The organism is Marinilabilia salmonicolor, assembly GCF_003003035.1.
Lineage (GTDB): Bacteria > Bacteroidota > Bacteroidia > Bacteroidales > Marinilabiliaceae > Marinilabilia > Marinilabilia salmonicolor_A.
Window position 1 is genome coordinate 34,299 of the sequence record NZ_PVTS01000011.1, and the last position, 22,472, is coordinate 56,770.

The 22,472-nt window shown below is 42.7% G+C and carries 10 protein-coding genes; 1 reads left to right on the forward strand and 9 read right to left on the reverse strand.

Annotated features, from left to right (window positions below):
• Positions 1-28: 28 nt before the first annotated feature.
• From BY457_RS12100 to BY457_RS12115, 4 genes are all read right to left on the reverse strand, one after another.
• Complete coding sequence (locus BY457_RS12100) at positions 29-6,775, reverse strand: aminotransferase class I/II-fold pyridoxal phosphate-dependent enzyme (RefSeq protein WP_106153669.1); 6,747 nt, start codon at positions 6,773-6,775, stop codon at positions 29-31.
• Positions 6,776-7,193: 418 nt separating this feature from the next.
• Complete coding sequence (hflC, locus tag BY457_RS12105; protein ID WP_106153594.1) at positions 7,194-8,135, reverse strand: protease modulator HflC; 942 nt, start codon at positions 8,133-8,135, stop codon at positions 7,194-7,196.
• 91 nt (positions 8,136-8,226) lie between these two features.
• On the reverse strand, positions 8,227-9,222 hold the full coding sequence (gene hflK / locus BY457_RS12110; protein ID WP_106153595.1) for an FtsH protease activity modulator HflK: 996 nt from the start codon (positions 9,220-9,222) through the stop codon (positions 8,227-8,229).
• 59 nt (positions 9,223-9,281) lie between these two features.
• Positions 9,282-11,507, reverse strand: a complete 2,226-nt coding sequence (locus tag BY457_RS12115; protein WP_106153596.1) for a bifunctional alpha,alpha-trehalose-phosphate synthase (UDP-forming)/trehalose-phosphatase — start codon at positions 11,505-11,507, stop codon at positions 9,282-9,284.
• A 92-nt stretch (positions 11,508-11,599) separates the two neighbouring features.
• Between BY457_RS12115 and BY457_RS12120 the strand changes: the two genes are divergently transcribed.
• A complete protein-coding gene (locus tag BY457_RS12120; RefSeq protein ID WP_258176715.1) occupies positions 11,600-13,423 on the forward strand; it encodes a glycoside hydrolase family 15 protein in 1,824 nt (607 codons plus the stop codon).
• 242 nt (positions 13,424-13,665) lie between these two features.
• Here the strand turns inward: BY457_RS12120 and BY457_RS12125 are convergent, their stop codons facing one another.
• The 5 genes from BY457_RS12125 to BY457_RS12145 form a co-directional block, all read right to left on the reverse strand.
• Positions 13,666-15,192: a glycoside hydrolase family 32 protein gene (locus tag BY457_RS12125; RefSeq protein ID WP_106153598.1), complete on the reverse strand. Its 1,527-nt coding sequence runs from the start codon at positions 15,190-15,192 to the stop codon at positions 13,666-13,668.
• Between the two features lie 224 nt (positions 15,193-15,416).
• Positions 15,417-16,607, reverse strand: a complete 1,191-nt coding sequence (locus tag BY457_RS12130; RefSeq protein WP_106153599.1) for a DUF4960 domain-containing protein — start codon at positions 16,605-16,607, stop codon at positions 15,417-15,419.
• Between the two features lie 38 nt (positions 16,608-16,645).
• Positions 16,646-18,331 (reverse strand): RagB/SusD family nutrient uptake outer membrane protein, encoded by a 1,686-nt coding sequence (locus tag BY457_RS12135; RefSeq protein ID WP_106153600.1) that lies wholly within the window; start codon positions 18,329-18,331, stop codon positions 16,646-16,648.
• A gap of 11 nt (positions 18,332-18,342) precedes the next feature.
• Positions 18,343-21,477 carry a SusC/RagA family TonB-linked outer membrane protein gene (locus tag BY457_RS12140; protein WP_106153601.1) on the reverse strand — a complete coding sequence of 1,045 codons (3,135 nt, stop codon included), beginning with the start codon at positions 21,475-21,477 and terminating at the stop codon, positions 18,343-18,345.
• A gap of 58 nt (positions 21,478-21,535) precedes the next feature.
• Positions 21,536-22,417 carry a carbohydrate kinase family protein gene (locus BY457_RS12145; RefSeq protein WP_106153602.1) on the reverse strand — a complete coding sequence of 294 codons (882 nt, stop codon included), beginning with the start codon at positions 22,415-22,417 and terminating at the stop codon, positions 21,536-21,538.
• Between the last annotated feature and the right edge of the window lie 55 nt (positions 22,418-22,472).

Here is a 22,472-nt window from a genome sequence, read left to right on the forward strand (position 1 = left end):
CTTTTTTATTTCTAAGCCCCATCAGGAATTACTTCTTGTTTGATTTTCCTGACTGACTTTTGTCTGCATCATCATTTTTCTTACCACCTGCAGGCTGACCCTTGGATTGAGAAGCCTTTGCTTTCGTTGCATCAGCATCCTTTGCTCCACCCTTTTTGCGGCGCTCAAGTTCTTTAAGCACTGCATACTTTGCAGCTGCAATGGTTTCACGATTCACTTTTTCGGTGATTCGTCCTTTCATCAAATCGTCAAACTCAATGTAACCATCCATCAGCAGCAACTGGGTAATCATATTGTTGATCATCGTTTCGTCGCTGTATCCTTTGGCCTGGTAGAGTTTTCCTGAATCTTCAAGGAACTCTTGAGCAAAATCGGGATAGTTGGGCAAACTCATCAGTTCATTACAGGTTTCCCCAAAGCTGCTCAACTCAATATTGAGGTTAGGAGTCACCAACAGTGGGCTGAACTCTTCCTTCTTGTCTTTAGGACAGAACATATTGACACCACTCATATCCACAGAAACTGAAGGATCATCCATCCTGACAAATTCTGCCTTCATCATCTTATCCAACTGATAAAGATAAAAATTGTATCTCCACAGCTCATTACTGCTCTGACCATTGGTGAAAATGTGACCATACTTCTCACGTACAATTCTACGTACGTGATTTTTCTTATCGTTGATCTCACTGCTATTGGCACGCAGTTCCTTAATCAGATTGGTGAGCGATTGAGCAGCCTTTTGTGGTCCCATAATCTCTTTCCCCTTCTTGCCGATCTCAGTGGAAACGATACCACATTCAATCTTGGAACCTTCTCCATTACCGTCGGGCCCGCCACTCAGTACATCAATCAGCTGGTAGCGCTGCTCAATCTGTCCGTCCTGAGCAATAAACGGCTGTCCTGCAGGGGTACTGGCAAGGGAGTCGAAGATAGAGCTGAAGATATTTCTTGAAAGGATCACATCCTCCATCTGATCATTCAGTTCCACATGAGCAATAAAGCGGTTTTTCACGATATCGAAATTCACCTGAGTAACAAGCCATTTCTCATCTTCGAAAGGTATCTTTTTACCCATAAAGATCTGGTTGACCACTTTTTCAACATCTACCTTATCCATCATTTTGTATGAGGATGCCAGATAATACTTGCCATCTTTGGGATCAATTTCCCAATCAAGCACATCATCCAGATAGTTTCCGTGTTGCGACAACACCTCCACAATGTTCTTATCGGCGGTATAACGCGACAGGGTACGCTGAAAGTGTGGTCCATCCTGACTGGTTGCTTTTTCTTTTCGCTCACCATGCGAATCGATGTAAAGCAGGAAGTTTTCAGGATTACTGACTCTGGTAATACCGGCTTCCTCCTTGGAATAGTTGTGAGCAGTAAGAATGATATCAATCTTGTAAGGCATCTGAATTTCACACAGACCGCTGATAGTACTTCTGGAGTTCAGATCTTCCACATTACTGTCGGCACTACTCTCAAACAGGTATTTATAATACTTTATGTATTCCGGATCAAAATCTGTAACACGTGAGAAGTCGCCCTCTTCAGTTCCAAATCCATAAATATTTCCCTCCTTGTCACGGAAAACATGGTACATATCACCAGCCACATTCTTGATGGAGCGAACGCCCGGAAGATTCTGTTCCAACCATTTAAGTGTGAGTCCGGCAAGCATTTCAGACTTACCTACCCCACTGTCACCATCCACTTCCACCACGAAAATGGAACCATCTTCCAACTCAATAGCAAAAAGTGATCCGTGTTTGGGAATACCACCCATCTCTTTCACCCGCTCATTCATCATAGTGAGCCATGGCTTCTTCACATCACCAAAATAATCGGCTTCCTTACGCAGGGGTGTCACCAGTGTTTTGATGTTACCACGAGGTCCTTTAATATCGAAGTACCCAACCTGCGGAAATGAGATTACTTTTTCCGGAGCTCCCAGCAACAGGAATACATCAGGCACAAAGTTTTCGGCCTCTTCAAGTGAAATATCTTTGTACTGAGTCAGTCTGAAAAAGTCGGTCAGATATTTAATATATCCCTTTTGGAAAATAATCAACTGGGTTACGACACCGCTTTTCATTATTTTACAGCGATAATCGTCGGGATCCATATTGGCCACAAAACGAGCAAGTCGGCGTTCGAAGAATTTGGAATCGGGCTTGGTCGAAAGCGCTTTGATATAATCGTTTTTCGACTTGTTACGATTCATATCCAACAGATACATAGGTTCATCATCTCCACGATCAATTTTGTGGAAAGGATATTCACGCTTCTTGGCATCGGTGGAGATACGTGTGTGTCGCTGAACCGATTGTTCAACAGAAATCACCCCACACTTGGTCATCACGTCATTGATCCAGTTGAGAGATCCTCCGTTAAACTCCTTGAGGGTTTTGTCCTTAACTTCAAAATTACGGAATAGTGTGATACCATGCTGAATCATCTGGTTCACATCACTATTCTGACGTCTGAAATAGGTATCCAACACTTTTATAAGTGTATGTGTATATTTATGGTAATAATCGGTACCTTTTGACAGATTCTGAAGAAGAATCAGGAAGCCCACAACTTTCTGGGTCACCTCAGCCAAACGGGTTTCGTCCACTTTTATATCTTTCTTACGAAGGATATAATTCATGATGTCGTCCACCTCCTGAGGAAGAATATCGGTAAGAATATTCTCTGTAAATATCTTCAGATCGGCATCATCGGTACTGTTTATACGATCCTGAAGAAATTGCATCTTCTTGGTAACATGATTGAAGAAACTGTTGTCGTTCTTCAGCAGGTAGAGATAAAGCACCTGATCGCTGACCGACAGGTCGCTTTCGAAAACACGACGCTTCACCACATCTGCAATAAACCCGAGACTTCTGGCAGAGATGCCAATTTCAGAAAACTGTTTATCCTGACGCAGGGTTTCCACAAAGTGACTTACATAACGTTCCAAATCAAAGTCTTTAACTGCCAATCCGGTGACTTCCTCAAAAAGGTCACAGGCAATGCGTATCATTTCGCGACGACTGGGTTCGATGGTTGCCTGCTCAAATGGCAGGTTGAAGTGCAGGAGTATTTCCTGAATGTGCTTCTTCAGCACGGCATTCACACCTTCCAGACGAGCCACATCCATGTAGTAGTCACCACTGGCCTGAAGCGTCAGAATCTTCATTTTCGTATCCGAGAAGAGCAGACGTTCCATCTCAATCAGGATTTCGCGCATGATGTTCTTCTCTTCCGGATCGTCGAGCACGTAATGATTCGGATGGAAAGTTTTCTTATTGTTAATGTATTTCAATATGGTGGCTTTGCTAAAACGCGAAGCAACTATATTGAAGTTAAGATTTCTCAGCTGAGGAATCTTCTTGTAGATCTGCGGAAGTAAATTCTCATATATTTTTGTAAATGCGCTGCTACGCACAAACTCTTCCACATCCCGGCAATCACCCACATTCCCCTGAAATTCAATCACTGAATTTTTAGAATCTCCGATGGTGGTAATGGAGACACCACTAACCTGAGGGGATGCATGATAAAGCGAACGATTCTCATTGATGAGTAACGACTGATTAACTTTCTTAGTCAGGTCACGTACCTGTTCATAATCGGAAAATACAGCATTCAGGAATTCATTATCTTTTCCGGAATTCAGGATTTTACTCATCAACGCCGGAACTTCAGCTTTTGGTTCAGCCTTACGTGCAGCCTGCAGTTTTTTCCAGTAGTTTAAGAATAAGGTAAAGGCTGTTCGTACTTCCCTTTCAAAAATCTCATAACTTTTGGATGTCCCCTCAATGAAACCACCCAATGAGAAGCGAACGACTCCGGTGCGATATGGTAGCGCTGAAATTCCTCTTTCACCGGCAATTTTTTTAGCAAAATCTTCAAGATCGTTGTAACTGCCAAAGTTTTTAAACAACAAATTGAAGAGATAAGAACCATCAGAATGGATAATAGAGACATCTTCAACCTCCAGTTCCTGAATAACCTCTTCAGCAATTTTGGCGGCTGTCTTTAGACGCAGATTGGATTCCGTTCTGAAGTTTTTGTTGATTCTGAAACGGTTCAAACCTTTTACAAGTTCACCTCCGTAATAGATATAGAAAGGCACATCCTTGTACTTAAAGTCATCGGGAAGTCCCAGAATATCAAGTTTGGCTAATGACACCAACTCATCGAGTAAAAACAGGTGCATGGGACTACCTTCGAATCCGGCACGTACCAAATCACCTGTCGCAGTTTTCTTTTTACCGTCATCAGCAAGTGAGGCAACGATAAAGCTTTCAATCTGATTGACAATCCGGCTACGGCTGGCATCTTTAGGCAATCTCGATTCCAGTTTATCCTTCAATGCTTTTGCCTTCAGACCAACCTCAAGCACGGCATTCAGGAAGTACAGAGAGCTGCTGTTGCCTCTGACAGCCTGATTTCGTTTACGGGAATAATCAATAACCTCCTTCATGGCCGGAGTAGCCACTAGAGCACCAAGACGATCGCCCGATCCTGCCAGGTTTTTGGTGGTAGAAAGTGACGATACAGCCCGCATTTTAGAGTAAACATTCTCATTATTGAAGATGTAACGGGAAATGGACCGCCATTTGGGCATCATCTCTTCTTTCACCTTCACACTATCGGTGTAAGCCTCGTCAAGCAACAGTGTAATTTTGCTATTGTTAACAAACTTCAGAAACTCAATCAGGCTTTCACGATTGAAATCACTGTATCCTGTAGGGTTGGACGGATCATTAATGATGATGGTAACATTTTCACAGAACCGATCCCACAAATTGCCGCTTGCATCAAAAAGCTGTAAGGTGTTTTTGATTCTGGAAAGTTTTGTCAGCAGGCGTTCATAATCAATCCGTTGATCTTCCAGATTCTCAATTTCAATATCAAACGGATTGATGTAAAACTTATCGTCTGAAAAGAGGTCTGTATATTCCCATGCAAGCACTTTATTATAAATGATGTACGGCTTCGGACTCTTATCGCGATAAAACAATAAATCGCGAATAATCATCTGTACATCATCAGAAATAGAGGTCTTGTCCAGGTTTCCAAGATCACTAATAAACCCTTTAATAACCTTCTGATCTTCTTCGCTGAGCTTTTCAAAATCTTTATACACGCCAAGGTCGATAAGCACATTGCGGAACCGGCCTTTATTATCAGATTCATTGTCAATTTTTGCAATGAATTTCTGATACTTCTCCATAAAGAGATTTACACCGAAATTTTTATGAAAATGGTTATGAAGCGTCCTTTTGTAATTATCAGGAATAAAGTTTATGATGGTTTTACACCTGTCAAGAATTTTATCCTCAATGGGTTTCACCTTACGCTGAAGCAGATATTCGCCATAGGTACGAATCTGGTTTCGTCCACCTCCTTCAAGGATTGTGGCAATCTGCAAGGCAGGAGTGTCCGAATAAAAATACTTACGAATGCGATCTTCAAAAGTATTGATGAGGTCATCATTTTGTTTTTCACGCGTTTCGGGTGATGCTGCATTCTGGATAAACTGAATAAAATCGCGAAAACGTGCCAGGGAATATCGGTCCTTAAGAATCTGACGAGAAAATGAATCAAATTTAAACAGATTGGTATTCTTCACCTGATCATTGGTTTGCCCCAGCTGTTCTTTTTTTATTTCGTCAAGTTCCTGATTGTAATCTTCAATTTTCTTATCGAGCAGTTCTTTAAATTCCACAAGGTTCTTGTTGTTCACATTCTCAAGTATCAACCTGAGGTTGAGCTGCGTATTGGCAGGAGCTCCAAGCTTCTTGGTATGAACTTTATTCAGGGTGTTGATAACCCCGTTGTGGAAACTAAAAACAAGAGAGGTATTGGAAGCATGTGATTCGGGAGAGTCGTCAATAACCACGATGCGCGAAATAAGCGGGAACCATTTGGAACCGGCAAACATATTCTTACGCATATGTTTCACTTTCACCACAAAAACGCTGGATGTATCCTCCTGCATCAACTCATACAGTTCTTCGCTTTTGGTGTTTTCCAGCACTCGCACAGAGCTTGTACCGAACACCTCACCTTTTATCAGCTCCACAGCGGTATCGCTGTTTCCCGACACGACAGTCCGGATAAGTCCGTTAAGACCTTTAAAGTTGACTGCCCATTCGGTTCGGTGCAGAAAATTACTTTTCTCTGCTTTGGTGGTATAATGGGTACTCTGATTGATCATCTGCTCCAGAGTATCCATAAGATAATTCCAGTGAGCCTCATCAATATCTCCGATAACCCCTATGACATCACGAAAACGACGCAACTCCACAGGCGCATCACCAATAATCACCTTGGCCAGGAAATCGATGGTTTGTTCAGTTACAGGAGGCGTACCAACGGAAAAATCATGCGTATTTCGTATGTTTTCAATCCACTTTTTCTGCTGTTTATTCACAATGTCATGGTCTGCAAAGTAACCAAGACGCCGGTTAAAACCCTGTTTCAGGGAGTTGTAAATAAATGCCTTCGAGTCCTCGTGAGGATAGAGCATAAGAGAAATGTCCGAATACCCTGGAATTTCCTCACGAAATTTAAGGAGGAACTTTTGAATTTCGGCCTGTTGACGTGCCGGATCATTGGGCTCTTCATAACAAAGGCGCACAAAAGCCTTTAAATTATCGAAGACAAAGTTAGGCAGAAATACTTCTGCTCGTTCACCCAACGAGGCATAAAGGTCGATGTATTCACGAGCCTCTTGTCGTAAAAAAGCTTTGGGGACTCCTTCGATTTGCATAATAAATGTCAATTAAAAATTCCGGTTAATAAATATCCTTTTGTCCTGTAATAAGTTTCTGTCCATAAAGTACCAATTGCGTCGTTACGCTTGCGGCCAAAATACTCATTTACGATTAGTAAACTCCGTTTTTGGCGGCTTCGCAAGCCTGGCAATTGGTGCTTTCTAACCAGAAACAGCTCTAAAAACAGAATTTGCTTAGTTTATAGACATCCTGTAAATAATATCTCCTGCAACCTGCGCTTAAAGATTTACTAATTTTAGCGCCATTTGATTTCAAAATGTTACAAATATAGATATATCAAAAATAAAATAAAAGCAAAACCGCCCTGTTTTTATCCTTAGACACGGATATTAACAGGGCTTAACGTTTTGCATTTACTTCTTACAGAACCTAATTCCGGCAAATCATGAAGATTTAGCGGGAACCCTTGAGGTATTTATACAATTCACTGTCGGTAGAAAGGATAACATGCGTTTGATCATCGAAGGTTTTTTCGAAAGTTTCCATGGATTTCATAAAAGTGTAAAGAGTTCTGGAAGCGGACGATCGGTTGTAGGCATTGGAATAAATGGCTGCAGCTTCACCATCGGCCCGTCCCATGATTTCCTCGGCTTCTCTGAATGCTGCCGATTGAATAGACTTGAGTTCCCGTTCCTTCTCACCGTTAATGCGAGAAGCTTCACCCTGTCCCTCAGACCTGAACTTGTCAGCTATGCGATAGCGTTCACTCTTCATCCGCTCATAAACCTGTGTGCGGACATCTTCCACATAGTTGATACGTTTCAGGCGGAAGTCCATCACTTTAATCCCCAAATCGGCAGTTTGTTCATTGGCTGCCTGAAGAATCATAGCCTGTATTTTCTCACGTCCCACATCAATCTGTTCCAGACTGTCACCAATCATTTCACTGATAACACCCGATGACATAGGCTGTCTGTTACTTGTTCTGACAGCTTCAATAAGATTATGATTGGCAATAAAATCTCTTGTTTCCCCATCAAGAATATCATCGAGCCTGGACTGGGCGCCCAATTCATTACGCAGACGTATAAAGAACTGTAAAGGATCCACTATTTGCCAGCGGGCATAGGTATCTACAAAAATGTATTTCTTGTCTTTGGTCGGAATCTGGTTGGGATCACCATCCCATTCCATATACCGTTTCTCAAAAAAATTAGCCGTTTGAATAAAAGGAACCTTGAAATTCAGTCCCGGTGTTGTCACAGCCTCTCCCACAGGTTTACCAAACTGGGTAACAACGACCTGCTCGGTTTCATCCACCACATAAATACTCCCCACCAGAGTAATTAATGCCAGAAAGAGAACAACTATTAAAGTAATTTTATTTCGTTTCATATTCGATCTTTTATTATGTTGATTCGTACGAATCTCTTTAATTTAAAGGTTAAGGTCAAATGGAGGAACCCCACAGGGTTCATGCTCCTGCTTATTCCTGGGGGTTAAGTTTTTTCACATTATCCATCTGCATCTGCAAGAGCGGCAATACATTGTTGCCCTCCTGGTCGGTAATAATCTTGTTGCCCAAACGAGGAATAACTTCCTGCAGTGTTTCCAGATATATCCGTTCACGGGTAACTTCAGGAGCCCTGACATATTCAGAATAAAGTTCATTGAAACGAGCCACCTGTCCTTTTGCGTTGTTCACACGCTCAACGGCGTACCCCTCTGCTTTTTGGATGGTCTCTTCGGCCTGTCCTTTAGCTCTTGGAATTACTTTATTGTATTCCGATTTGGCCTGATTGATTAGCGTCTCTTTCTCCTGCTGAGCTTCGTTTACAGCATTGAAAGCTGCCTTAACCGGATCGGGTGGATTCACATCCTGAAGGACCACCTGGTCAATTTTAACTCCCAGTTCGTAATTATTGGCCAATTCCTGAATCAGAACCTGAACACTGGAGGCTATTTCGGCACGCCCAACAGTCAATACTTCATTTACTGTGCGGTCACCCACCACCTGACGGACAGCACCTTCTGATACATCACGCAGGGTGGATTGGGGGTTTCTGACCTTAAACAGAAATTTGTAAGGGTCATTGATACGGTACTGAACCACCCACTCCACATCGGCCAGATTCAAATCTCCGGTAAGCATCAGAGATTCATCGCGTGTACCACTTTTGGTATATTCAGAGCGTACGTTAGATGAAGTTGTTCTAAAGCCAAACTCCAGTTTTTGCTGTCTTTCAACAGGAACTTTATAAACGGTCTCGATGAAGGGAATTTTAAAATTCAAACCCGGCATCACAGTTTTGGTATATTTCCCAAACCGTACAATGACACCAGCCTCTTCGGGGCCAACCTGGAAAAATCCGCTCCAGGCCACAATTACAATAACGATTACTGCTGCAACCGATTTTATATTCTTCAATACTTTTTTCAAAACAGGAGGCATCTCCTGATTTGAGAATTCAAATTCACTCATAATTTAATTAGAATTTCTCCCGCGTAATCGGGAATTACTTGCTTCGTATATAGACAAATTTAGTGATTTTCAGACATAACCCTCAGGAAATTCCTGACAGCATCCACAGTTTCGAGTTTGTATGCTGCATTGGTGTGTTTAATTCCCACCTTAATGGTTACGGCTTCGGGTGGCAACTCCTTAAACAGATATTCATCGGTCCAGTCATCTCCCATAGCCATTATGTAATCAAACTGCTTGTTTAGCAAATAGCGATTGGCAGCCACTCCTTTATTAATGCCACCGGTCTTCACCTCCACCACTTTGTTTCCTTCCATAATTTCCAGGTTGTGGTTGGCAACCATAGTTGTCAACTCATCCTTCAGTTCTTTGGCGCGCAACTCGCCCAATTCGGCTTCGGCCTTTTCGTAATGCCACACCAGAGAATAATTTTTCTCCTCAAGGTAAGTTCCGGGAGTACGAACGACAAAACTATCAAGGATAGGACGTACCATCGGCATCCATGAATTGGTGGCATTGGTCAACATTTGCCAGTCATTACCACGCTCACGCATCCACACTCCATGCTCACTAATGAGGCTCACATTGGAACCATCAAACCATTTGCTAAGGGTTTCCTTATCCCGTCCGCTGATAAGCACCACTTCATTTCTTTCATCGCTGGTAAGGGCATTCAGAATCTCGTGCAATGGATCATCCGGAGCGGCACTGGGCTCTGCTTCACGCGTAACTTTCTTAAAATGTGTCAGTGTTCCGTCATAATCAAGGAAGATAGCTCGTGATTTGGCTTTGGAGAAGTCATCCAGTAATTTCTTACTGAGTTTGGTGGTAATTTTCTTTGCCAGAAAATCAGTCTGAATCTGAGCTATCCGCTTCAAAGAGGAGACAAATTGCTCTGCCCATTTAAACACATCATAACGCTTCAAACGCTTCTGAATAACAGACATACGGGCACGTTGCTCATCAATGGGCATCTCAAGTGCCTGTTTGATCGCATCAGCAACCTGGCTTTCATGATTGGGGTTAATTACAATGGCCTCGCCCATCTCTTTTACCACACCGGTCATCTCGCTGATAATCATCACCCCGGTCTGATTGGTTCGTGAAGCCACATACTCTTTAGCCACAAGGTTCATTCCGTCACGCACCGGAGTTAACAAGGCTACATCGCTCATGCTGTAAAGCTCCACCAGATTTTCAAAAGGCATGGAGCGATAAAAATACCATACCGGAGCATAATTTACCGTACCGTAAAGTCCGTTGATGCGACCAACCAGTTCATCCACCTCACGCTTGAGGCGCTGATACTGCGGAACACTATTGCGCGATGGCACTGCCAGCATCACCAGCGTTACTTTAGTTCTGTATTCGGGAAATTTTTCCAGGAATTTTTCAAAAGCCCTCAGCCGGTTGGGAATCCCTTTGGAATAATCAAGCCGGTCGATGGAAAGTATTAACTTCCTGTCGGGAGATACCAAAAAATACTTTTCCAATTCCTTATGCAGGGTAGATTTCTCCTGCATAGGCCTGGAAATTGTTTTGATTGCCGAATCATGAAACTTGTCATAGTCAATTCCCATAGGGAAGGCATCAGCAAGAATAATTCTTTCATCGATATGTATCTGGTTGAATGAGATTTCATAACCAAATAAACGACGCACACTACTTAAAAAGTGACGTTCATAATCATAAGTGTGAAATCCGATCAGATCAGCCCCTAAAAGTCCTCCGAGCAGTTCGTTACGCCAGGGGAGAATGCGAAACACCTCGTATGACGGGAAAGGAATGTGCAGAAAGAAGCCAATGGTAATATCGGGCCGTTTGGCCTTTAGCATTCCTGGCACCAGCATAAGCTGATAGTCATGCACCCAGACAAAATCTCCATCTTCCACCACTTCGAGTGTCTTATCGGCAAACTTTTGGTTCACTTCTACGTATGATTCCCAGAACTCGGGAGAATAATCAACATATTGATTGAAGTAATGAAAAAGAGGCCAGATCGTTCTGTTACAAAAACCTTCGTAAAAGGTATGTACCTCATCGGCAGTAAGAGGGACGGTATCACACCCTTCCTTATCGAGCAACCCTTCAATTTCCTTAAACTGATCTACCGTATAGCTGTCGGTAGCTATTCCCGGCCAACCGATCCACCGGCCCTCAAAATCCTTGTAAACCGATTTCATTCCGGTGGCCAAACCACCCACACTGGGTTTTAACAAAAATTTATCATCTTCCGAAACTATACTGAATGGCAATCGATTAGAAACTATGTGAAGTTTTTTCATGGGTTTATGCTTTTTATTTTGCTTTAAAGTATAATGTTTTTTCTTTATTTTACAAACTTTGCATCGTCAAAACAAACAAAAAACTGAAAAGATTGAACACACTAACTAACATGAACAACCTAAATTATGGTGTTGTCGGTAACGGCAAAAGTGCAGCATTGATATCAGATAAAGGATCCGTGAACTGGCTTTGTTTACCAAAATTTGATTCTCCATCCATTTTTGCTGCACTACTGGACAAAGAAAGAGGGGGGCAATTCTCCATTGTATCCGTTACAGGAGCTGATATTACTCAAAGATATGAATTTCATTCCAATATTTTAATAACCCGATTTGAATGTGTCGACGGTATTTTTGAGATTCATGACTTCATGCCTCGCTACAAAACGGACAACAAAGGCTATTACCTGCCTCCGGACCTCATCAGATATATAAAACTGATCGAAGGAAAACCAAAGATTAAAGTACACTTTGATCCCCGGCTGGAATACGGTAAATATGATACACACATCACCTTCAATGGAAAATATGTAAAAGCCTATACTACCAAAGGCAACTATGATTCTCTGTATTTGTATACCAGCATGGATAAGCTCTCGGTGGTAGGTCAGTTACCCATCACCATCGAAAAGGATCAGTTTATTCTCATCAGCTACAACCAGAAACTTTTGGCTCAGGACCTTAACAGAGCCTATCTGAAGCTACAGAGAACAAAAGTTTACTGGCTCGATTGGGCAGAACGCACCACCAGATTCAAAAACTACAATGATGAAATCATGCGTAGCGCCCTATTGCTGAAGCTTTTGAGCTATCACAAAAGTGGGGCTATTCTGGCTGCAGTTACCACGTCACTGCCTGAAACCATCGGAGAGGTTCGCAACTGGGACTACCGTTTTTGCTGGATCAGAGATTCATCCATGGTGATAAAGGTCATGACCATGCTCGGCCATTTCAATGTGGCACATAAATATCTGAATTTTATTATTGACCTGCTCCCCGATAAGGATGAGAAAATTCAGATAATGTACGGAATCAACGGTGAGAAAAAACTTACCGAGACAGAACTGCCACACCTTTCGGGATATGAAAACAGCAAGCCGGTCCGCATAGGGAATGCGGCCTACAAACAAAAACAAAACGACATCTACGGCATTCTGGTTGATGTGATCTATCAGTTGTTTCACCTGTTCACCACCTCTCTGGAGCACAGTGAGGAGTTGTGGACCATCGTCCGAAACATCATTAAAATTGTGGAACGCAACTGGCAAAAGCCGGATAAAGGTATCTGGGAAATCCGTCACAGCACCAAACATTTTACCTTCAGCAAGGTTCTTTGCTGGGTAGCTGCCGACCGGGGCATTAAAATAGCGGAGCTGCTGCACCAAAAAGAATACATAGAGAAATGGGGCAAACTAAAAGAAAAAATCAGAAACGATATATTCAAAAATGCCTGGTCAGAAGAGAAACAAGCCTTTACACAGGCTTACGGAACGGAAGACCTGGATGCCTCTGTTTTGCTGATGGAAGCATATGGCTTCATTGAAGGGAAAGATCCCAAATTCAAAAGCACTGTAAAAGCCATCCAGGAAGAGCTTGAGTACAAAGGACTGATGTACCGATATAAGAATAAAGATGATTTCGGACAACCCTCTTCTGCATTTACGATTTGTTCTTTCTGGCTGGTGAGAAGTCTTTACAAGATTGGAGAAAAGGATGAGGCCAAACGCAAGTTCGATGAACTGCTGAAATACTCCAATCACCTGGGGCTATTCAGTGAAGACCTGGACTTTGAAACCAAACGAATGCTCGGGAACTTCCCGCAAGCATACTCCCACCTGGCATTAATTGACACAGCCATGTTGCTGGCCGGTGGAGAAATATCCAGTGAGGAGAAGATTTTGGGGAATATTGGGTAAACAAAATACCTGATTTCCTGATTGATATAAAACAAACAGGGGCTGCCCAATACTTTTTGGGACAGCCTCTGGTTGTTTATATCATTTTCTTATTTCAATAGTCCGTTAAAAAGAATATAAACGCAAAGACACAATGACGCAAAGTTTTTATTATGAGAGAGTTATGCACTGCACTGTAATTTATGTAAACCATTGATTATTAATTACTTCTAATCCCGAAACTTCGGGATAACGGAGTATTGTTATTTCCACACAGACTTCAGTGATTTGAATTTCACATCAGCATAAAAAGAATTATTCTCCCCGGTTAATACCAACTCATTGTAGATTTCCTCAGGGAAAACCAGATTGGTCTGACTGGAAAGACCACCATTAACAAAAACCTCAACAGAACTCTGATCTACTATTATTTGAAGATTTAGAATCTCCTCATTAAAAACAACCGGGCTCTCAATTGATTTGCGAAAAGCACCTGAGAAGTCCGATGTTCCGGATTCTGTCCGGTCAAAAATTAACGCTCCCCTTTCCATATCATATCCAATCGTTACAAGTTCACCATTAGAGTTTTGCAACTTCAGAATATTTCCTGAATTTGAAAATCCGCTTATGGAAACAGATAACTCATAAGCATCCGTAGCATCCAAATCCAAACTGACATCATTCGTTACCTGACCGGCAAATAAGGCCACCTCTTTTTGCGATATCATATTAATCTCATCTACAATTTTAGAACCAACGATTAGATGCCCGTCCGGATGAGTGTAAAGAAAAAGTTCCCTGGGTAACGTCATAGCACCTCTGAATACAGAAGCAGGTGTTTGTCCGGCATACTCCCAATTGCTCATCCACCCCATAAAAATACTCCTGCCCTGAGGTTCATTGCTCCAGGTCACACCTGCATAATTGTCTTTCCCATAATCGAGCCACAAAGGGTAAGGAGCATTGTCAGGAATAAACTCATTCCCGTCAAAATCACCAACAAAGTATTGCGTGCCGGTTCCCCCGTTGGGTGCACCATTGGTACTGACAATCAGCACCCATTTTTCCTCACCATTATAGTCCATTGATATTAAATCGGGACATTCCCAAACACCATACGGCAAACCTTCATAATATTCAAAAGCATTCAGTCTGGTCCATTCCAGCAGATTGGCAGAACCATAAAACGTAATGGAATTATAGGTCGCCAAAGACATGATCCATTTTTCGGACTCTTCGTGCCAAAAGACTTTAGGGTCACGAAAATCATTAATTCCGGGATTGGGGATTACCGGATTTCCCTCATACTTTTTGAAGGATCGCCCGTTATCTGTACTATAAGCCAGTGATTGGGCCTGTTTGTCGCCGGCCGAAGTATAAATTGCAATCATGGCATTCTCCCCAAACCCGGCTGTGTTGTTCTTGTCAATAACAGCACTTCCCGAAAATATTGCTCCCAAATCGTCAGGAAATAAAGCAACGGATAAATGCTCCCAGTGGAATAAATCTTCACTAACGGCATGTCCCCAGCTCATGTTGCCCCAATCGGTCCCTAAAGGGTTGTGTTGATAAAAAAGATGATATTCACCATCAAGATAAACCATCCCGTTGGGATCATTGATCCAGTTTTTCTCTGCGGTAAAATGGATTTGAGGCCGATACTGTTCTTCATAATCGGCCTGTACCTCCTCGTTTTCATAATCTATTTCATCATTGTCACAAGAAAGTGTGACAAACCCGACAAGAAACAAATACAACAGGAACTTCACATTTTTTGATTTAAATTTCATAGTCTTAAACTTTATTTTGGGCTTAAGTTTATAGTCGTATGTATATTTTTAGAGATTGCTTCTCCCGATTTCGTGCCTCATCGGGATCGCAATGACGCTCTTTCACTTTTTATGGAAGAGGTAGGTTCCGTCATTGCGAGGGCTATGCCCGAAGCAATCTCTAATGAAAAAACGCTACTTTAAACTATAGCCTTTTTTCAAAAGACTCATCATAAAAACTCATTCTAATTTCGTCGAGCCAGATAATTGATTGCATTCTTGGTAAACTTTTGAATATTTCCGTGATGAGGATTTTCACCATCAGGATTAAGTTCACCCTGTTCATTCTGGTTGAATTCGAATCCACCTATTCCCTGATATATAGCTTTGCCACCATACTCTTCAGTTGGCAAAAACTCTACAACTCCAGCCATCCAGTAATCCCGAATTCCGCCCCACACACCAAGCCATTCGGCCTGCAGTTCCTCAGTAAACGCCTGATAAATTTCGGGGTTATCATTGGGGCCGATACCAAAATATCCGGGAATATTTTCTATCACATGATTATGGTCCTCTTTCCAACCAGGACCGATAACCGGGAACCACATATAACCATCATCATCGACATTCATAGAAATTCCGCTATAAACAGGATGATTGCTTACATTGTGAGCCCATCCGCCATTTTCTGCATCCAGGGTAACACCTATCCCCCAACTGTCAGGGTTATCAGAACCTTCGCCCGAACCAATAACCATTGGGAACTCACTGGAAATTCGTCCCAAATCCCATAAATAGCCACAGGCATGGGAGTTCAACAACAGACCGCCACCATCTTTATAAAAGCTATTCACTGCACTCAGAACCGAATTATCCAATGCAATCTCCGGCAATTCAGCACTCATATCATAGTACCACCAGAGCACACGATATTTTGACAAATCTGCCTCTCCGTTTTGAACTTCCTCAAAGCTTACAAATTCACCATTGTCATAATTAGAGAAAAACCACTCAGCGGCCGCTTTTTCGTCATCGTCTTCGATAGTAGCAACACTCGAATGTGCACTAAGAAATCCAATATAAAACAACTCGGTGACATTTATGATGTAATCGTTATAGACGTTACCATTTACCAATCTCACAGAAACAGGCTCCGAGAAATCCATTACACCCCCAATTTCAGGGCTCATTTCCACCCCTGCGGGTACATCAATCTCCACATTCAAGTTGGTTAAATCAGTACCATCCGGAACCTGAACATTAATTTCTCCATCAATTTCATTGATTTCACCTTCAACACCATTTACAGAAAAGCTCATTATTTGGGTATCTCCATCAAGCTCAAGGTTGCTGGCTGTCCATTCCTCCTGGCAGGAGCTAAAAAGCCCCCCTGCCAAAAGAAATATCATTACTGAAGCTATACTATTTCGTTTCATAACAAATATCTTTTTTTAATCACTGAATTACAGCACAATTAATAACTTGGGTTTTGGTCATAAAGTCCCTTACTAAAGTTTATTTGCTGAAGCGGAATGGGAAGGTATTCATCCTTATTTTTATCAAAATCCCCATTTTCATAATAGGTGATTCGTTGCGCCTCAGACTGATAATACTCGTTCAAAACGCTATCGGCAACACCCCAGCGCACCAGGTCGAAAAATCGGTAGCCTTCCATGGCAAACTCCAATCTTCGTTCCCAGCGTAAAGCTTTCCGTGCAAAATCATTGGTCCAGTCACAATTGACTCCGTCCTCATACAGAGCAGTTTGTAAGTTAGGAGCATACTCAATTTTTGGAGTACTCACCTGCGCTCTGGCTCTGATTTTATTTATCAACGGCAGCGCTTCATCTTCTCTGTTCAGTTCAATCAAAGCTTCGGCACGCATCAGCAACACATCAGCATAACGTATAATGATGCGGTTTTTCGAATTACCATAAAATGGGTCAATGTTTATGAATGCATCGCTCTCGGGATCGACATTCTCTTTCAATGAAGCATAAACTCCGTAAATCCCGGGATTTCTGTTCCAGCTCTCCTCATAAATCTGATTATCATTGTATTTAAAAGGATAACCGGGTATAGCTACAGTATGGTACAAACGCGGATCAACAGTATGGATTCCTTCATCATAAGGTTCATCGTTATAGGAATCAAAAGCAGGCAGTCCGTTCTGTGTTTTAAAAGCATTCACCAGGTTATGACTTGGTTTATGAAAATCACAGCAGCCAAGCCCCTGTGGTGTAGCCAGCACATCTGAGAAATTCAGACGCCCGTGAAATGTTCCGTCATCATGGGAAAATTGAATGGAGAAAATGGCCTCCGGGCCGTTCTCATACGAACCGTGAATAAAATTATTGGCAAAATCCGGCTCCAGGGTGTAGGGAGAGCCCATGACATACTCAGTAAGCTGAAGCACCTCATTCAACATTGCCTGGTCAACCCCTGTGACGTTGTGTTGTGCATCCTGCTGGTAAGCCTGATAAAGCAGCACACGCGCCAGATAGGAAGCAGCGGCATAACTGGTAACACGTCCAACCTCATCTTGTTGTTTCGGGGTGTTTTCGTAAGCAAAACGGAAATCATCGGCAATCCTTGACCAAGATTCATCATTGGACAGTGCAGTATTGGAGATGGTTTCATAATCTTCAGCAGGCACGGTTTCATCGATATAAGGCACATTTTTGAACAAGACCTTCAACAGAAAATAAAAATGTCCCCGGATAAAACGCAATTCTCCGGTGCGTTCTGCTTTTTGTTTATACTGCTCCTCTGTCACAGAGTTCAAAACCCTGAGCGCTGCATTGGTTCTGGAAATACCAACATAGAGATTGAACCACATACCATCAGTGGGTCCCGCATCCAGACGCATATTCTCAGAGATTTCGTAAAAGTGAAAATCATCAATATCGGCCTCATCGCGACCTCCTTTGTAAGCATCATCAGACCTCACACTGCCATAAGGCCATAAACTGAATGGCACATCATAATGGTCGTTGCCAAGCATGGAATAAGCGGCAATCACCAGTTTGTCAATCTCATCGGGCGAGGTTACCTGACTTTCGTCGAGTACTCCCTGTGGTGTTTGCTCCAGAAAGCTGTCCTTACAACCACTGAAAAGCACCACCAACACTGCTGCAAAATATATTATTGTTCTTTTCATCGTTCCTCTTTTTAAAATGTAGCATTAATACCAAAAGTGAATGAAATGGGTTTTGGATATCCAAATCCGGTGTTTTCAGGGTCAACACCTGTAAAGTCCTTGCTGGCTATTGTGAACAGATTTTGACCGGAAACATAAACCCTGAATCGTTGCATTCTGATTCTTGAAGAGATACTCTCCGGCAGCGTGTAGCCAAACTGGGCATTTCGCAGTTTCAGATACGACCCGTTTTCCACATAATAAGTGGAGAATCGTCCTTCGTTATTGATATTGGTTGACTGAAGCGCAGGAATATCCGAATCAGGATTGGCCGGACTCCAGGCATTCAATAAGCGGGTTCCCTTATTGGAGCCGGTTTCTCTTACACTCCAGAAATCGGTAAAGGTTTTCATCGCATGCACATTCAAATCCACATTGTGAACCCCTTCGGCAAAAAGACTCAAATCGAACTGACGATACTCCAGATTGATATTCAAACCATAAGTAAAATCAGGATGCGGGTCACCAATCCAGGCGCGGTCTTCCTCAGTAATGAAGCCATCTTCATTCAAATCTTTGTATCTGATGCGGCCCAAACCTTTACCATCCTGTACGGCATGATTGTCCACCTCATCCTGGGTTCTGAAGAGACCATCAGTAACATATCCAAACATTGACCCGATTGGACGTCCAAGGATATTTCCTCCCTGTTCTCCTGTGCTGTAGGCATTCCACACATATTCCGGGAGTTCAGTGATTTCATTTTTGTATGCAGAGATATTTCCACTGATGTCGTACGACAACCCGTTGCTCATTTCTCCACGATACCCCAGAGAAAAGTCTAATCCGGTATTCTTCATGGATGCCCCGTTAAAAGTCTGACTACCGCCTTCGCCAATTACAGCAATATAAGGAGGTGTAACAAGCATATCCTCAGTCTCTTTCTGATAAACCTCAATGGTTCCGTAAATGGTTTGTTTCAGGAAACCAAAATCCACACCTATATTACTCTGGGTCGTGGTTTCCCATTTCAAATCAGGATTCCCGATTTGCTCTCTTTTAAATCCTGAGGGCAACTGGCCGGTTCCTTTGCCTTCGATATCATAAGCAGTACCACGAATAATCACCCACGTAGGGTCAGCAATACCATAATCGGGAACAAAAGAGGTCAGCGTTCCATAATATCCGTCATAACTCTGATTTCCTGTCTGGCCCCAGCTGGCGCGTAACTTCAAATCAGAAACAAAATCAGCATTGTCCATAAAAGATTCCTGGCTGATTCTCCATCCTAAGGAAAAAGCAGGGAAAAAACCGAAGCGATTATTTTCTCCGAAACGTGAGGAACCATCATACCTTACTGTGGCTGATGCCATATATCGATTATCGTAGGTATAATCGGCCCGTCCAAAATATGAAAGAAGAGAATAACCAATTGAACCACCGGTAGTTCTGGCATCGCCGGTTCCGGTATTGGGCCACATAAAATCAGTGGTTTCCACATCAAATCCCTCCTTTGTGGCGTTAAAATCTATATTTTCTTCCCGGAACATTTCTGTACCGGCCAGAAAATCAACATTGTGGTTGCCGGTCTGAAGATTGTAAGTGGCTGTATTGGTCCAGGTCCATTTCAACCAGTGTCCCTGTTGCATATCAACCGCAGTCCGGTCGTTTTTAAGGAATCCTGCCTGATAACTTCTGGTGAAACTTCTTTTGTAGAAATTCCCGTAATCCAGTCCGAAGCTGGTTTTAATATTCAATCCTTCAACAGGTTCCAGGTTGGCATAACCATTTCCAAAAGTACGCCAGTAACGGTAACTGTTGTCTTTATTGGCGTCCAGCACCCTGAGTGGGTTATCACGGTCGTTCATACCTCCCGTAGGGCCACCCCATCCACCATCTTCAGTGTAAACAGGAATAACCGGCAAAGCCTGAATGGCCTGGTCTATTGCCGCTCCCGCATTGGCTTCCAGCTCCTGAGTCATATTCAGAGTGAAATTTTCACCAATGGTCAGTTTATCATCCCAAAGCTTATATTCGGAGTTCATCCGTGTGGAAACACGGCTGAAATTACTGTGCTTGATGATTCCTTCGTTGTCAAGGTAACCGACAGAGAAAAAATAGTTTCCTTTTTCTGTTCCATTGCTCACTGATAGGTTATAAGACTGCATAAGAGCAGGACGGGTGACTTCTGAAAACCAGTCTGTATCAGCAGGTCGCATGGTTTGAGCTGCATCCAGATAAGCCGGCAGTAAAATTTTATTAAGTTCGGGATTCCCGTTTCCATCGTAGCCCCAATCGTATTCATACCCCATATTATTGGTATTGGGTTCAGCGCCCCTGTTCACATAGGCCTGCCACATAGCCTGTCCGTATTGCTCTGTATTTAATACATCAATCTTGTTGTTGTAATAAGATGAGGAAAGGTATGCATCAAATTCAACAACCGTTTTACCTTCTTTGGCCTGTTTCGTGGTAATAACAATTACCCCATTGGCGGCACGTGAACCGTAAATACTGGCTGCCGACGCATCTTTCAGCACCTGAATACTCTCAATATCATTGGAGTTCAATTCATGCATACCTGCCTGAGTAGGAACACCGTCAATGATATAAAGCGGATTATTATCGGACCTCAGAGAGTTGATTCCGCGAATGTTGATGCTGGCATTTCCTTTTGGACTACCGTCTGAAGTAATGCGCACACCCGGAATCCGTCCCTGCAATGCTTTTATCGGGTTGCTTTCCGGACTTTTCATCATGTCATCCACTTCCACAACCGAAACGGCTCCGGTAATATCAGAGCGTCTCTGTGATGAGTAACCGGTCACTACAACCTGTTCCAAATCCACATATTCCTGTTCCAGGGTTACATTAATGGTTCGCTGCCCATTTACAGGAACCTGAACAGTCTTCATACCAATGAAACTAAATACGAGCGTTTCTTCTCCCGACACATTAATAGAATATTGTCCTTCCGCATCGGTTATAGTCCCCTCCGTTGTTCCTGCTTTCACAATGGTAACACCGGGCAAAGGATATCCCTCTGAATCGACGACTGTACCGGTAACCTCAATCCCCTGGCCCATAACCCCGGGGATAAACAGCCCCACAAAGGCCATTATGAGCAAACCCCTTTTCAAGGTTCTAAAATTTCGATTTTTCTTCATGATTTTGCTGTTTAAGTTGACTGTATAGATTTATTCCAATTCTCATAACATGAATGCTTTATTTACCAATACCGGACACCAGCTCTTCCGGAATCACCGGCATTGCACCTGCCCGGGTGCAAACAAACGCCGAGATTTCAATAGCAGAGCGATGAATCTCTTTTAAAGATTTATTTGCCAGTAACCCGATGGTCAGTGCAGCCGTGAACGAGTCTCCTGCTCCTATCGTATCTGAAACCTCTACTTTCGGAGTTTCCATTTCCGACATCTCCTCGCGGGTAATTAGGGCACTTCCGTTACTGCCTTTGGTCAAAGCAACCAAACGCAGATTATATTCCTCCAAAAACTGCCGGCAAACAGACACATCATCTCCTGACATATTGAACAGTTTTCTCAGCTCATCTAATTCTTCATCGTTAATTTTGAATACAGTAGCATGCTCCAGTGAGCTTTCGATAATCTGGCGACTATAAAAAGACTGTCTCAGATTGATATCAAAAACCTTAATACACTTCTCGGGAGCCATTTCTAAAGCGTGCTGAATGGTTTTGGAGGAAACTTCGGAGCGTTGTGCCAGGGAACCAAAACAAATGGCATCTGCCGACACAATGGCCTCTTTAGCCGCGTCGTTCAATACAATAAAATCCCATGCAACATTCTCATTTATCAAATAATCAGGAACTCCGTCCACTAACTTTACATCCACCGTTCCTGTTGGTTTATCAACACGGGAAATACCATTCGTCAGGTTTCGCTCCTGAATAATCTTTAATATTTCATCTCCCTCTTTATCATTTCCAACAGCACTGACTGCTGCCCCGCGCGCACCCAATTGTTGAGCGTGCCAGGCAAAATTGGCGGGAGCCCCGCCCAATTGTTTGCCTTCGGGTAAAAGATCCCACAGAATCTCTCCTATTCCGACTACAATTTTTTTCTCCATGACTTTTTATTTTGGGAAATACCCGTTGCCCTTAGGGATTGTGCCGAAATAACTT

Bases quoted from the DNA above. Each gene is read 5' to 3' on its own strand.
- BY457_RS12115 (WP_106153596.1), bottom strand. From the start codon at position 11,507: ATGAAAAAACTTCACATAGTTTCTAATCGATTGCCATTCAGTATAGTT.
- BY457_RS12140 (WP_106153601.1), bottom strand. From the start codon at position 21,477: ATGAAGAAAAATCGAAATTTTAGAACCTTGAAAAGGGGTTTGCTCATA.
- hflK (WP_106153595.1), bottom strand. From the start codon at position 9,222: ATGAGTGAATTTGAATTCTCAAATCAGGAGATGCCTCCTGTTTTGAAA.
- hflC (WP_106153594.1), bottom strand. From the start codon at position 8,135: ATGAAACGAAATAAAATTACTTTAATAGTTGTTCTCTTTCTGGCATTA.
- BY457_RS12100 (WP_106153669.1), bottom strand. From the start codon at position 6,775: ATGCAAATCGAAGGAGTCCCCAAAGCTTTTTTACGACAAGAGGCTCGT.
- BY457_RS12125 (WP_106153598.1), bottom strand. From the start codon at position 15,192: ATGAAATTTAAATCAAAAAATGTGAAGTTCCTGTTGTATTTGTTTCTT.
- BY457_RS12130 (WP_106153599.1), bottom strand. From the start codon at position 16,607: ATGAAACGAAATAGTATAGCTTCAGTAATGATATTTCTTTTGGCAGGG.
- BY457_RS12135 (WP_106153600.1), bottom strand. From the start codon at position 18,331: ATGAAAAGAACAATAATATATTTTGCAGCAGTGTTGGTGGTGCTTTTC.
- BY457_RS12145 (WP_106153602.1), bottom strand. From the start codon at position 22,417: ATGGAGAAAAAAATTGTAGTCGGAATAGGAGAGATTCTGTGGGATCTT.